At 45.5% G+C, this 13,786-nt stretch carries 11 protein-coding genes; 6 read left to right on the plus strand and 5 right to left on the minus strand.

Translation table 11 applies throughout. The features are described from left to right. Position 1: 1 nt before the first annotated feature. Together DVG78_RS08630 and DVG78_RS08635 are read right to left on the minus strand one after the other, a co-directional pair. Complete coding sequence (locus DVG78_RS08630; RefSeq protein ID WP_114460700.1) at positions 2–1,375, minus strand: hypothetical protein; 1,374 nt, start codon at positions 1,373–1,375, stop codon at positions 2–4. A 21-nt stretch (positions 1,376–1,396) separates the two neighbouring features. After that, a complete protein-coding gene (locus DVG78_RS08635; RefSeq protein WP_114065164.1) occupies positions 1,397–2,056 on the minus strand; it encodes an FHA domain-containing protein in 660 nt (219 codons plus the stop codon). A 155-nt stretch (positions 2,057–2,211) separates the two neighbouring features. Here DVG78_RS08635 and DVG78_RS08640 point away from each other — a divergent pair, with 155 nt between their 5' ends. The 4 genes from DVG78_RS08640 (at position 2,212) to DVG78_RS08655 (ending at position 6,785) form a co-directional block, all read left to right on the plus strand. After that, the gene (locus DVG78_RS08640) at positions 2,212–3,519 is read left to right on the plus strand and encodes a formylglycine-generating enzyme family protein (RefSeq protein WP_114460701.1); all 1,308 of its coding nucleotides are present in this window, start codon (positions 2,212–2,214) and stop codon (positions 3,517–3,519) included. 63 nt (positions 3,520–3,582) lie between these two features. Next, positions 3,583–5,127 carry a serine/threonine-protein kinase gene (locus DVG78_RS08645; RefSeq protein WP_114460702.1) on the plus strand — a complete coding sequence of 515 codons (1,545 nt, stop codon included), beginning with the start codon at positions 3,583–3,585 and terminating at the stop codon, positions 5,125–5,127. Between the two features lie 19 nt (positions 5,128–5,146). Further along, the gene (locus DVG78_RS08650; RefSeq protein WP_114460703.1) at positions 5,147–5,833 is read left to right on the plus strand and encodes a peptidoglycan DD-metalloendopeptidase family protein; all 687 of its coding nucleotides are present in this window, start codon (positions 5,147–5,149) and stop codon (positions 5,831–5,833) included. 109 nt (positions 5,834–5,942) lie between these two features. Then, positions 5,943–6,785, plus strand: a complete 843-nt coding sequence (locus tag DVG78_RS08655) for a CvfB family protein (RefSeq protein WP_114460704.1) — start codon at positions 5,943–5,945, stop codon at positions 6,783–6,785. 183 nt (positions 6,786–6,968) lie between these two features. Here DVG78_RS08655 and DVG78_RS08660 read toward each other — a convergent pair whose 3' ends face one another. Further along, on the minus strand, positions 6,969–8,117 hold the full coding sequence (locus DVG78_RS08660; protein ID WP_114460705.1) for an FAD-dependent oxidoreductase: 1,149 nt from the start codon (positions 8,115–8,117) through the stop codon (positions 6,969–6,971). 178 nt (positions 8,118–8,295) lie between these two features. Between DVG78_RS08660 and DVG78_RS08665 the strand changes: the two genes are divergently transcribed. Next, positions 8,296–8,787, plus strand: a complete 492-nt coding sequence (locus DVG78_RS08665) for a RidA family protein (RefSeq protein ID WP_114460706.1) — start codon at positions 8,296–8,298, stop codon at positions 8,785–8,787. Positions 8,788–8,906: 119 nt separating this feature from the next. Then, positions 8,907–9,716, plus strand: coding sequence for a mechanosensitive ion channel family protein (locus DVG78_RS08670; protein WP_114460707.1), 810 nt, complete (start codon positions 8,907–8,909; stop codon positions 9,714–9,716). A gap of 51 nt (positions 9,717–9,767) precedes the next feature. Here DVG78_RS08670 and DVG78_RS08675 read toward each other — a convergent pair whose 3' ends face one another. Further along, the gene (locus DVG78_RS08675; protein WP_114460708.1) at positions 9,768–11,444 is read right to left on the minus strand and encodes an amidohydrolase; all 1,677 of its coding nucleotides are present in this window, start codon (positions 11,442–11,444) and stop codon (positions 9,768–9,770) included. 81 nt (positions 11,445–11,525) lie between these two features. Then, on the minus strand, positions 11,526–13,703 hold the full coding sequence (locus tag DVG78_RS08680) for a M56 family metallopeptidase (protein ID WP_158549993.1): 2,178 nt from the start codon (positions 13,701–13,703) through the stop codon (positions 11,526–11,528). Positions 13,704–13,786: the final 83 nt, after the last annotated feature.

A 13,786-nucleotide genomic window follows, 5' to 3' on the forward strand; every position in this document is an offset into this window, starting at 1 on the left:
ATTAAACTGTGAATAAATCGTCCGTTGACACATCGGTATCTGGCACCACAGGCGTGTCGTGTGCACCGTACCCTGATGTATAATTTAGGTGTGTTTCTACCGCATCCTCATGGCCCGGAATATCAATAATCGGGGCCTTTTCGTAGGCTTCACTTTGGGCCATGATGGGCTGACCGTCTAGGCCAATCGGTACGGCGGTTTCGAGCGTATTATTGCCATCAGTATCCAGCAAAGCCAAATCAGGTTTTCCATTTTTATCAGTATCAACGAGGGCAATCTCTGCCTGTATATCGGTATCTTTATTGACCAATGCGGTTTCGGCGTATCCATCCCCATCGGTGTCCAAATCTACCACTTCCGACGCTTCATTAAGACTTGACAATGAGTTGGCTACGGTCGAAGCGGGCGTACCAGCGGCTGGGTGCATGGGCACTTGCCACGGATTTTCCAAGGTTTCAGCTTTATCTTCCAAGACCTGTCCTTCGTCAGATACGGGGATGGCGGTTTCGAGTTTTCCATCGTTGTTTTTATCCACGTACATAAAGCCCGAGATACCTTCTCCCGGCTCGTCTTTGATGACAACATCAGCCAGCCCGTCGTGGTTATGATCCGCCATGGTAGTTTCCTCAATACCGTCGTTGTCGGTATCCAATTTAACAATATCTGGCTGCAATTCTACCACCGGCGCTTCGTTTTCTACCTCAACAGGGTTGATAATCGGCTCAATACGCGTTGTAAAATCCGCCTGCAATTCTTGAGGCATGGCATTCCATTCTTCGATGGAGTACGTGCTGTACCATTGGCCTTTGTATTCAAAAAGCCCCCCCGGTCCTACCTGATCACGCGCCTCAATAAATGCATCCTTAAATGCGGAATCATCACTTATTTCGGCAATTTTAATCTCATCTGGCACTACTGGCAGAGGCTGTGGTTCAGGCTCTGGTTGGGGAGCTGGTTTAGGCTTGGGCGCGCCTCCCGATGGTTTGGGAGCGGGGGGCGGAGGAGGAGGCGGAAGCGATGGTGGCTCAACCACCGCAACTGGAGGTTCTATAAATTCTTCTTTGGGTAACTCGGGCACAATCGAATCAATGGGAGGCTGCACGGTGGGTTTCACTGGCACTGGCGTATCGTCTCCTTCAAAAACGGTCCATGAAATAAATCCTATACTCCCTACCGCTACCGCACCAATCGCCAACGCTCCCGCCACTTTAGAATAATCTTTGGGAACTTTTGGCTTTGCCGCTGGGGCGGGTGGCATTGCAGCAGGCGGCGGTGTAGACGCTTGAGGAGGCAAATTAGGGGGCGAGAGCGGCGGCGTTTTTTGGGCAGGCTCATTAGGCCCACCAAAAAACTGGGTGTGTTCATTAAGGCTCATCTATTTTCAGCGTTTAAAGGTTCAAGATTTTACCCAAATCGCTTTGCACTGTACACACAGGCGTTGCTTTTTGTGATATTCGTAAGGAAAGCCGTACAACGAGCGGCTACATTTGGGGCACACGTACTGAATCTTAAAGTCATTTTCGATATCGGTGACTAAATTCTGCGTTTTGGCCGATTTGTTTTTAGACATTAATTCCCGAGCGGCCAAGCCTACTGCACTGCCCACTGCGGTACCCACGCCGGGTACGGGCACAAAAAGAGTCCCCAACAGAGCAGGCGCAATGATGACACAAGCCGTAATAAATGTATCCATGTTGTTATTGCCCCGGGCCTGTTGAAGCAATAATTGGTACCTATCCCAGACATCCTGCAACTTGCCAAATTCCAGAGAGTAATCATTGGGGTCGTCGCGGGTGGTGCGGGCAGCGTCGAGTATTTGTTGAAGACTCAGGCGCTGGTCGGCCACCAAAATAATGTCATTGTGGTTGATACTTTTACGTTTGATGCGGAAACCGTTGACAAACGTACCGTTGGTAGAGCCTAAATCTTCGAGAACAACCGTATTTTGAGCAGGGTTAATCACGGCCCGGGCGTGCTGGCCCGATACTCCCCTTGAGTTGAGTACCACCTGCCCCGGCAGCGGTTGTTGTCCTCGTCCGATTAGGATTACCTGCATTGGAGTTGTTTCGTTATTCGTTGGATTTCAGCATCTTGCTTACTGAGGGCTAATTTACGAAACAAATGAATATGCGCCCTAATCCTTTTTATCGAACGGTAAAAGATTCTTTGGCCCTACTCTGTTATCTTTAACAAAAAAAGCTATCTGTACTTATGAGGACCATTTTTTGGCTATGGGTTATCCTTCTTATTCCTTTTTTGGCACCCGCTCAGCAAATTACGTTTGATGAATACCGACGCCGGGCCGACGCCTGCCTTGAGCGGGAAGACTATGCCTGTGCCGTACAAAACTACGAACGGGCACTCCGAATCAGAGAAAATGACGCCCACTGTACTGAAGGATTGACCAAAGCGACCCAAGCCCTGAAAAAACCCAAACCACCAAAACCTAAACCACTAAAACCAGTTGTTAACAATCCGAAACCCTCAACGGCAGCAACTCCCGCAATCCGTGCTTTTTTGCTGGTAACAACTGATTTACCCGTCCATGTATACATCAATGGCGGTACGCGCCAATTCGTTTCGCCCAACGATATTGCCAAAAAACTACCCTTGGACGCTGGCGCCAATCTTGTCGTAATTAAACCAACCGATGGTGGCTCCGATGGGTTTGAAAAAACCGTCACCGTTCGGGAGTCGGGGAATCAGCTTTTGAAAATCAACTTATTAGAAGAACGGCGAGCCGCCGAAAAACAATCCAAGCCTAGTGTGTTACAGCCCCCCACCAACGCTCTCGTAAATACAACGCCTAAAAAAGATGAAAATCCACCTAAAAACTATACCCCAACACCCAAAACCGATGCATTTTCGGAAGAATTGAGTCGCTTGATGGTCGCGGTAAAAGGGGGGACATTTCAAATGGGAAGCAAGGATGAAAAACCAATCCATACCGTTGTTCTGAACGATTTTTACATCAGTAAATACGAAGTTACCCAGCGACAATGGCGCAACATCATGGGAACGTTGCCCAAGAAATTGACCAATAACGGCTGCAATGATTGTCCGATTGAACAGGTATCCTGGAATGATGTGCAGGAATTCATCAAAAAACTAAATCTACGCACTGGCCAAAACTTCCGACTGCCAACCGAAGCCGAATGGGAATACGCCGCGCGGGGCGGGGCGCAAAAAAGCAATAATACAGTGGAATTGAAAGATGCGGGCTGGTACCGTTCAAACAGTGGAAAAAAAACGCACCCCGTTGGGCAGAAATTGCCGAATGAACTGGGGCTTTACGATATGCAAGGAAACGTCTGGGAATGGTGTCAGGATTGGTACGACCCCAATTTTTACGCCAAAAGCCCCGTCAATAATCCAGTAAACGTGGCGGAAGAAAAATACAAGGTTATTCGGGGCGGCTCGCTAGATTCGGGGGTCGATGCTACCACGCTCACCACCCGCGACGGGTACAAACCTGCAAGCGATAATGGTTACGTGGGTTTTCGGTTAGTACGCAACTGAGACTAACTTATTTCTCACCGTTGGATAAAAATAGTTAGGCTTTTCAGTCAAAATCGGTGTATTTTGGCTATTCAAAATCGAAATTCGGATGTTTTGCGCCTTATGACTTACGAGCAATTTAAACAACGTTATCGCTACGACCCCGCCAATGATATTCTTGGCGAGGGGGCTTTCGGCAAGGTTTTTCGCGCCGTAGACACCGAAAATGGCTCTACCGTGGCCATCAAAGTGGCCCCCGTCAATATGTCGAACGAAAGTCATTCGCTCAAGCATGAGTTTGAGACCGTCGGCAAGGTAGACCCGCACCTCAATATTGCCATGTATGATGAATGTTATCGTTTTTCGGTGGAGTGGGCGGGCTTACATGATTTTGCCGTTTTGGAATATTATCCATTAGGGAGTTTGGACAAAATCATCAAAAACCACTCCCTTACCGATACCGAAAAGCACGATTTAGCCGTCGGAATTTTGGAAGGGCTTCGTCATCTACACACAACGGGGGCGCAAGGAGTGGTTCACCGCGACCTTAAACCGCGAAACGTCTTGATTCAAAAATGGCGCGGCAAATACGTTCCCAAAATCACCGATTTTGGTCTGAGTAAGTTTTCAGACTCGATTTCCAACAGCGTGATTTCGCAGAGCTTCAAAGGCGGAACGCTCAATTATGCTTCACCTGAGCAAATCAAAGGCGAGCAGATTCGTCGAAATACCGATTTATGGTCATTTGGGGTCATTCTGCACGAAATCATGACGGGCGAAGTGCCCTATAAAATTGATGACAGTTCGGAAAGTACGCTTCGGCAAGTGTACGAACGCATGAACAGTCAATCGTTGCCCGAGTCGTTTAAAAACGTCAGAGAACCTTATGCCTCCATCATCAAAAAGTGTTTGATGGTCAATCCCAACCAACGCTACCGAGCCGCCGAAGAAATTCTCTTGGCAATTCGCCAGACACCGACTCCACCTGTCTCCCCACCACTGCCCCCGATTCCATCCGTTGCGCCAATAGCACAAGAAAAGGCAGACCAAACCGAGATTTTTGAAGACAGCCCATTTGCGGGCTTGGGAAAAGCCACTGATTCTTTTGATTCGTCGGCCGATGTACAACCGTTGAAAGAAACCTCTACCCCGCCACAAAAGGACTCAAAAGAAAGCGATGGGTACGTTCGTTCAACCCCAAAACCAAAGAAAACTTCCAACAATACGCCCTTGATTATCTTAGTCGGGGTGGCCGCATTGGTGCTCATTACCGCTTCGGTGATTTATTTTGGCGGGGATAAAAAAGATGACGTTGCACTTCAACCCACGGATTCAACGACAACCGCCGCGCCCAAAGCGGTGGTAGATACGGCAGCGCTGGCCCTACAGATGGATTCACTCTTCAATATTCCTGATTATCAGAAATATGCGCAAATCTCACTCCAAGACTCCATTCTGAAGCAACGCGCCCTTACCAAGTTGCTTAACAAAGCACTGGAAGCGGACAAATTTGGGTTGGAATACGCCGAAGACCGCGACTATATGAGTTCTGTCTGCAAGGCAATCCTGCTCATTGACCCCAAAGAGCCTAAAGCGTTGAGCCGTTTGGAAAAAATCGCTAAGTATTAACCCTTTTCTTGTTTCAATTTTGATAACTGAATTACTCAAAAAACACCAAGCTTCGTTTGCGTCCGTTGTCCCGTTCGACTGGGCCAAAAACGACTTTTTGCACCTAGATTTTACCCAACAAAATACTGAATTAGAACAGGTTGAATTACAAAATAGCCAGCTTTTTTCAGACTATGTTTTTGGAAAACTACTCGCCGCCCATGCTTCGGTTGGTGTAGGCGGCTACAACGAACACCGAACCATTTATCGTCGCAGTGCGCATTTTCAACAAACAGAAGAGCCGCGCTGTATTCACCTCGGCGTTGATATTTGGGCGGGGGCTGGCACGCCTGTTTTTTCACCGTTGGCTGGACGCGTCCACAGTTTTGCCAACAATGCCAATTTTGGTGATTATGGCCCAACCATTATTCTGGAACACAGACTCGAAAATCAGCTTTTTTATTCCCTCTACGGGCATTTAAGCGCAGAATCGTTGGAAGGATTGTACGAAGGCAAGCCCATCGAAAAAGGGCAACTCATTGCAACATTTGGCCAATTCCCCATCAACGGCGACTGGCCGCCGCACCTGCATTTTCAACTCATGACCGACCTACTTGGCCTAAAAGGGGACTTTCCCGGCGTGTGCACCTTACGAGAACGAGCGCATTTTCTACAACTTTGCCCTGACCCCAACCTGATTTTGGGCATACCGGGCCTTTTTCAGTAGTAACATTTAGCCCTTGCCAGCAAAAGAGTTACCTTTGCCGTAATTCAACACCTTTGGGCTGTTGAATTACCGTATCGAATCAGCATAATCAATAAAAAGTAAGTATAATATGGGAACTCGCCGTTTGCGAATGGGTCAATACAATCGACTTCAAGTCGTGAAACGCCTAGAATTTGGAATTTATTTGGACGGATACGAAGACGAAATTTTGGTTCCGACCCGATACGTCCCCGAAGGCGTTGAAATCGGTGACTATCTCGACGTTTTTGTGTACCGCGATTCAGAAGACCGCGTCATTGCCACTACCCTTGAACCCTACGGAACCGTAGGTGAATTTGCCTACCTGACGGTCAATGCCGTGACGGCGGCGGGGGTATTTATGGACTGGGGGTTGCCAAAAGATTTGTTTATTCCGTTCAAACAACAACGCGACAACATGCTCGTAGGTAAGTCGTTTCTGGTGTTTATTCATTTAGACACCCAAACCGACCGCATTGTAGCATCGGCCAAAATTGACCGTTTTTTGGATGAAGATATTTCAGAACTGAAAGAAGGAATGGCAGTAGAACTTCTGCCTTTTGAATACACTGATTTGGGCATCAAAGCCCTTATCAACCAGCGGCATTTGGGCGTTTTGTACCACGGCGAAGTGTTTAAAGACATTGACTTGGGAAAACCCACGAAAGGCTACATCAAAAAAATCAGAGAAGACCAAAAGATAGATGTGGCGCTTGTTGAGCAATCCTACAACCGCATTGCCGACAGTAAAACCGTTCTTTTCGAAAAATTGGAAGCCTCCGAAGGACATTTTCTGCCATTTACCGATAAGTCTGACCCAACGCTGATTCATAAAACGTTTGGTATGTCCAAAAAAGACTTCAAAAAAGCCATCGGGGGGCTGTTAAAAGAAGGCAAAATCAAGTTGGAAGAAGACGGTATTCACAAAGTTTGATTTCTTGAATTTACTCCATAAAAAAAGCGCGATCAAAAATCGCGCTTTTTCTGCACTAAGGTCTATTGTTTACCCCAATAGATATCTTTATTCTGGTGAGAAATGTCTGTTGTTAATAGGCAGTACTACAGACAAAGACTCCTTTGGAGCTAAAAAGGTTGGAAAGCCTGTAAAAAATATTTTTCAGGCCCGCATATCTTCCATCAATTTCTGTAAAACTGCCACCACTTTTTCGGTCTGCTCGCGGCTCGGTGTCGTGTCCCAATTCCCAACAATTCCGTTACCTCCTAAATAAATACCGTCTTTTCTGGAAATAATGCTCGCACCTTTGGTATTGAGTTTATAAGTCACCTCGGGCTGCGGAATCAGGCACGAAAGCTGCCCCGAAACGGGTGTCAGATGCTCATCGTTAAAAATCGCTTTGGCCCCTAAACCCATACAATTGACCACGCATTTTTCGGGGAGAGCGTCAATATCTTCTATTTTCTTGATTTCTTGGATTTTAACCTTTCCACCAAACAACAAAAAGTCGGTCATGTGTTTGTGCAGATAGGTCGGAATATTAATCATGACATTGGAGCGCCTTGATACATAATCGGCCTTAAACGGATGTTCTTTTTTGCCCAACATAATTCGTTCAGGCACCAATCCCGACAAATCGGCAAATATTTCGGAGTTGGGGCGCTCTGCGGGTGGCTCGTTGAATACGTTGTACTCATCCACCCACGAGATAATATCGTTTAGGCCCAACTGAAACTGAAACGCCCTGAAAGATAAACGGGTGGCTTTTTCCCACCACGCCTTAAATTCAGGAGTTGCTTTTTGCGGGTCGCACACCCTCGACGACGGCGACCATGTTCCGGTAGCCAAGCTACTGGTGACGTTGGGGGCCAGGTCTTTGGCGTAGATGGTTACTTCAATGCCTTTTTCTTGCAACAGTCGCGCGGTGGTGAGACCGATGGTGCCCGCTCCAATCACGGCGACCTGTTTAACGCCCGTTTTCAGAACTTCTTCGCGCGCCAACATGCCCGAACCCCACGACAACGACCAACCGCTCCCCCCATGACCATAATTATGAACGAGGGTTTTGCTACCTAACTGCTCCGATTCGAGCCTTGGACCAATGGTTCGGAAAGGCCGAAGCCCCACGGTTTCCCGAACGATACGGTCCATTGAAAGGCGCAATTTAGGGATACGATACTGTCCCATGTTGATTTGGAAATGCTTATCGGCATATCCTTTTGCGGTAGTAGCGCAAGAAGCAACCGTACTACCCACAGCCGCCCAACTGCCCGCAATAGCGGCCTGTTGGATAAATCCACGACGATTCATAAAGAAGGATTAGAGTGTTGAATGAAATCGTTATTGCCGTGCGGCCTTCGGCAATATTAAAACTTATATCAAATCTACTTTTAAAAAGGCATACAACAAAATATAATTTTGGCTATTTTACATTTCAAAATACTATATTTTTACATTTCACTATTCAACAACACAAAACCTTTAAATTATGCAAAAACTATTCACTTTCATTGGGCTTGTTGTTTTTTCATTTTTTGTCTCAACACTCACCCACGCCCAAGCCGTTGAGTTTTTTGGTACACCTTCTTCGGCAATATCGTCGGGGGCGGTTATACCAGAAGGAAAAAAAATGTTTTGGTCCAGCGGCATTGTCGCAGATGTAGCCGATAGCAGTGCCCAAGTGGGCACGTATGCACGTTTTGGCAACACCAAAACCCAGGCTTTGAGTATTTTGAAAAAATTACAAGCGGCGTTGGCGAAGCAAAAATTATCTTTTAAAGACGTATTGTACCTACGAGTGTACGTTGCCCCCGATATGTTTCAAAACAACAAATTTGATTTTCAAGGCTGGTTTGATGCCTACGCGCAGTACTTCGGAACCAAGGAGAATCCAGTAAAACCCTGCCGCTCTACCATTGGTATTGCAACGCTGGTTCAGCCAGACAAATTCATTGAGATTGAATTGGTTGCGGTCTATTAGGTGCTTACAGACCACCAATTCATCATCTTTCATAATGTGACCTAACTATTTTATTTCAGTCTTAATTTTCAATCAAGGTATGTAAAAATAGCTAAATCAATTAAAACCTAAACCTCAAGATGGATATTAAACTCGACTCAATCAAAGACCAGCTCATTTTGGCCATTACACAGTACGGTGGAAAAATTTTGTTGGCGATTGTAGTTTTTATCATTGGTCGCTTCATTATTGGGCGTGTCATGAGCTTCATCGGTCAACGGATGAATAGCAGTCACATTGACCGCGATGTACAACCATTTCTCAAATCACTGGTGGGAGTGGCACTAACCGTTATGCTCCTCATAAGCTGTGCGGGAATTTTGGGTGTACAAACGACTTCATTCGTAGCGGTTTTGGGAGCGGCAGGTTTGGCCGTTGGTCTGGCCCTGCAAGGCAGTCTGGCCAATTTTGCGGGTGGTGTTTTGCTCCTACTCTTTAAACCATTTCGAGTTGGTGATTTGATAAACGCACAGGGCTTTACGGGTAATGTAGAAGCGATTCGCATCTTTGATACGGTGCTAGTAACGGTTGATAATAAAACGGTTACGCTTCCCAACGGCCCATTATCAACGGGACCGATTACCAATATTTCCACGAAGGGAGACATCAGGGTCGATATGGTATTTGCCGCCGGTAGTCAAAACGGAGTTGATAAAATCCGCGCCAGCATTGAAAAAGTAATTGCGGCCTGCCCGTATGCCAACGCGACAACCCACGATGTATTGGTGACTAAGCTCACCGAAAATGCCATCTTTTTCGACGTAAGGGTATGGACAAAAGCCACTACCTATTGGGAAACGTATTATTTTGTCCATGAACATATCAGTAAACAGTTTGGCCTCGACAAAGTAGCCGCTCCGATTCAACAATACACCGTTAACCAAGCCTAAATTAAACGAAGAGAGCCACTATTAAGGTGGCTCTCTTTGTTTAATGATTGTTTACTTCCCTCCTTCTATTTTAATTTTCTTGAGGTCTTCTTTCTGGTCGTCACGAAGCGTTGGATATTTGATTCCCAACTGCTCCAAATAAGTCTTGTATTTCGTGGGGTCGTAGTAATATTTTGAAAGTTCGGGCTTGAATTTCTCCATAATGGTATGGTTCAGATATACGGCGGGAACTTCTTTGGGCGAAATCAAAGGCTCGTATTTCATCTCTTTCGTCTGCTCGTTTTTATAGTAATCCCAAGCCTCTTTGATGATTTCGGGTTTCAACAGCATGTCAATCAAGGTCATGGCTTCCGCTTTTGCCCCATAAACCACGCCTTTGTGCGCAATGGGGGTCGCCATTGAAATCGCGTTTGACCAGTGGTGTCCGGGCAACCCAGGAATGTTGGATGGATAGCGTAAAACGATGGTGGGCAATGACCAAGAAATATCGGCAATATCGTCAGAGCCGCCACCCATTGACATTCCTTGCCCGCCCATCATACGCGTAGGAGAATCGGCGGGTAGGCCTATTGTATCTACTTTTGTGGCTAAACCTGTAATTTTAGGTGCTTGAAGTTCTTTTTGGGAAGCCATTGCAAGCATTTGGTCCTCTTCTGACCACGTCGGTAAACCTACTTTTTTGATATTTTCGTACATCGCTTCGGCAATGGGCTTACTGAAGTGTCCGGGCCACGCAGACCCCAAAATTTCGTAGCTAAACTTTGTATCCGTCATCAAAGCTGCACCTTCGGCAATTTTGACGCCAATGTCAAACAGCTTTTTGATTTTGGGATAGGAGCGTTCGCGGAAATAATACCAAACGGCCGCTTTGGAAGGAACGACGTTGGGCTGGTCTCCACCGTCAGGAATCACATAATGCGAGCGTTGTGTCAGTTCCAAATGCTCACGGCGAAAGTTCCAACCTACATTCATCAATTCTACCGCATCCAATGCACTCCGACCCCGCCACGGTGCTCCTGCTGCGTGGGCGGCGGCTCCTTCAAAATTAAATCGTACCGACACCAAGCCATTATTGCCCGCATCGCCGTACGAAACGCCCAGATTGTTGGCTACGTGCGTAAAAATACAAGCATCCACATCTTTGAAATAGCCATCTCGAACATAAAATGCCTTGGCCCCTACCAACTCCTCAGCTACACCCGGCCAAAGCACCAATGTACCGGGGATTTTCTCACGTTCCATGATTTCTTTTACCGCCAATGCCGAAATGATGTTCAACGCTTGCCCTGAGTTATGGCCTTCACCATGCCCTGGCGCTCCCACTACAATGGGGTCCTGATAGGCTACTCCTGGCTTTTGGGAAGCCTTCGGAATACAATCAACGTCTGAGCCGATGGCGATGACGGGCTTTCCACTCCCCCATTTGGCCAACCAAGCCGTAGGCATATTGGAGATGCCACGCTCAATGGTAAATCCATTTTTTTCTAACAATTCGGTTAAATACCGATGGGTTTCAACCTCTTGGAAGCCCAATTCTGAAAAACTGAACAACATATCGTTGATTTGCTGTCCCATCACAGCACGTTTTTCAACGCCTGCGACCGCTTCTTGTTTAAGTTTTTCGAGACGGACTTGCTCAGGGGAGAGTTTGGGGGCTTTTTTAGACTGAGTCCAGCCCATTGTACTAATAGCCACTGCTAGTAGCGCGGTGTAGAATGTTTTTTGCATAGTTTAGGTTGATAAGTGAAAGGAATCAATCCAAAAATAGCAAAAAACGCTAAAAGTCGGTTTACCTCCCGAAAAGTAAATTTACCTTGTTGAATAAGATAGATTTGGAGAAGGCAGTTTTTTGAAATCAAACGCCCTTCTCACCATCCACACAAATTTTTCATTTTTCACATCAAGCTTGTGTTCTTTTACAAACGCTGAGTATCTATTGTATGCTGGTTCAAGTATATCTACTTTTTTTATGTGAGAAGGACGTAATGACTTGACAATCTCCTCTTCCACCTTCACGCCATCCAAATAATAAACCGGAAATTTCCCTGCGGCTACCGCTAAGCCTGTTGCTGTTACACCTTCGCCACTCCGGGCAAAAATTAGCACATCTTTTACTCCATCAATTTTAGCCTTTATCTGAACCCGTTTAAAGAAGATATCTTTTGAGTACATATCCTTCACAACCTTACTGAATTCCTCCGAATTTTCCTCAGTAATCGCTTCATTTTGGACCGTTTTTGGGGGCTTAACTTCGGCTTTTTCAGGGATAAAAGGCTTTAAAAGGCCTTTTTTCTTGAAATATTCACTCCGCTCGGTCGTTGTTTCAATTTGTATTTTTCTGCTGAATTTATTAGCCCGAATAATGAGCGGCTCATCATATCGGTTCCTACTCTCAGGTCTTGTGACCAAATGAACATAGTATCGTAAGTTGTTCAATACAATCCTACGGTTCACTATTTCATTTTTATCATTTGTAACCGCTAGATCGAAGGATGAAAGTTGCTGATTAGTATCGTATTTTTCATTCGAAATCATCAAGTTAAATCCTTCTTTCTTGAAGTATGCGCTTACTTTCTGAAAAGTTGGCAGGTTGGCTTTATCAGGATAAACGGCGTATTCAATCTGGTCCTTACTGAGTTTTAAGCCTGCAGACATTTGATGCTCTTTTCCCATTTTAGAACATTTGCTGACGGTTAGACTTTTATCGCCATACTCTAATGTAATTTGTGGCTTCCAATAAGGATTTCTCATTTCCAAATACAAATACGCCCCCTGTTTTCCTAATTCTCGTGCTTCTGCCATATCAATGATTTCAGGAGCAGAGAGTTGATTCGTTTTGAGGTTTTTAATTGCTAAACTAATTTTAGCCAGTTTTCCCTCTGCATCTAAAGAATGTTCTATAATTGCGATTTCCACTTTCCATCGCTTGGCAGTCAAACGATTAACTTCGGCAATATCTTTGATATTCAGAGAATTAGGATTGACAAGGTAATATACACCTCCCGATTCTAACATGCAAAGATCATTCAATGTCAGATTACTTTCACTAAAATAATTTAGTGCTTCCATTTTCTGTTGTTTAAAATACCACCACACATGTTTGTTATGTACTCTCAAAGGATACACCTTCACTGGCACATCTTTAGCAGTTTCAACTTTCGCAACGCTCATTTTGGCAACACTCTCTTTATAAACAATCACTTCTTTACGCGGCGCAAAGGCCAAAACGCCCGCCAGTATCAGCGGCAGTACAAAGGCATACAATAATTTTTTCATGGCAGTAGTTGGTTTCTGAAATAAGAAATGAATTCGATTCGTAACAGGATGCTTTCCAAATGGATGAATCAGGGAGTGCGAAGAATGTATTGCCAGTTTCAAAATCAAATGGGCGTAGGTTTTGGCGTCCAACTGCGTTGCCAAGTGCTCATCAACCTCATATTCATGTATTTCGACCAGCGATTTTTTACAGAGATACACAATGGGATTAAACCATAAAATCACTTTGCAAAGCTCTACAAAAAGCACATCTGCTGAGTGAAACAGTTGGGCGTGCGTGCGCTCATGCAACAGTACCTGCTGAGTCTCTTCTTCAGTCAATGCCTTTGAATTCAGAAAAATGAATCCCAAAAACGAAGCAGCCGTAAAGGAACCCGATATTTCTATCCAGTCTTTGTTGGCGTCATTTTGCTGTTGTCTGCTCAACAGTACTATTTCCCAAAGCCTTCGTATAAGCACTATCAGAGCTACTAAAAGACCCATACCGTAAATCACTATACTCCATTCGTCCCAAGTCAAAGTCAACAGCCAAGACTTAATTTCAGAATCGAAAACCTCTTGGCCTGACCCATTGATAATACCCTCATTTTCAGTCGATTTTGCATTAATCTCCCCTTCAAAAACCTCATTTTGCGGCATAACTATTGGCTCTGCAACGGTGGGTGCTACCTCTACGATTCGCTTTTGCTCTAATTCTACAAAGGGAATCATAAAACTCAACAGCAAAGCCAACAGCAGGTAAATGCGGTTGAGGCGGTGAAACGTAAATTGTCGGAACAAAAAATAGTACAGCC

Source organism: Runella aurantiaca (genome assembly GCF_003339505.1).
Classification (GTDB): Bacteria; Bacteroidota; Bacteroidia; order Cytophagales; family Spirosomataceae; genus Runella; species Runella aurantiaca.

Coding starts and splice junctions, on each gene's coding strand:
- DVG78_RS08630 (WP_114460700.1), bottom strand. CDS start 1,375: ATGAGCCTTAATGAACACACCCAGTTTTTTGGTGGGCCTAATGAGCCT.
- DVG78_RS08635 (WP_114065164.1), bottom strand. CDS start 2,056: ATGCAGGTAATCCTAATCGGACGAGGACAACAACCGCTGCCGGGGCAG.
- DVG78_RS08640 (WP_114460701.1), top strand. CDS start 2,212: ATGAGGACCATTTTTTGGCTATGGGTTATCCTTCTTATTCCTTTTTTG.
- DVG78_RS08655 (WP_114460704.1), top strand. CDS start 5,943: ATGGGAACTCGCCGTTTGCGAATGGGTCAATACAATCGACTTCAAGTC.
- DVG78_RS08660 (WP_114460705.1), bottom strand. CDS start 8,117: ATGAATCGTCGTGGATTTATCCAACAGGCCGCTATTGCGGGCAGTTGG.
- DVG78_RS08665 (WP_114460706.1), top strand. CDS start 8,296: ATGCAAAAACTATTCACTTTCATTGGGCTTGTTGTTTTTTCATTTTTT.
- DVG78_RS08670 (WP_114460707.1), top strand. CDS start 8,907: ATGGATATTAAACTCGACTCAATCAAAGACCAGCTCATTTTGGCCATT.
- DVG78_RS08675 (WP_114460708.1), bottom strand. CDS start 11,444: ATGCAAAAAACATTCTACACCGCGCTACTAGCAGTGGCTATTAGTACA.
- DVG78_RS08680 (WP_158549993.1), bottom strand. CDS start 13,703: ATGATTCCCTTTGTAGAATTAGAGCAAAAGCGAATCGTAGAGGTAGCA.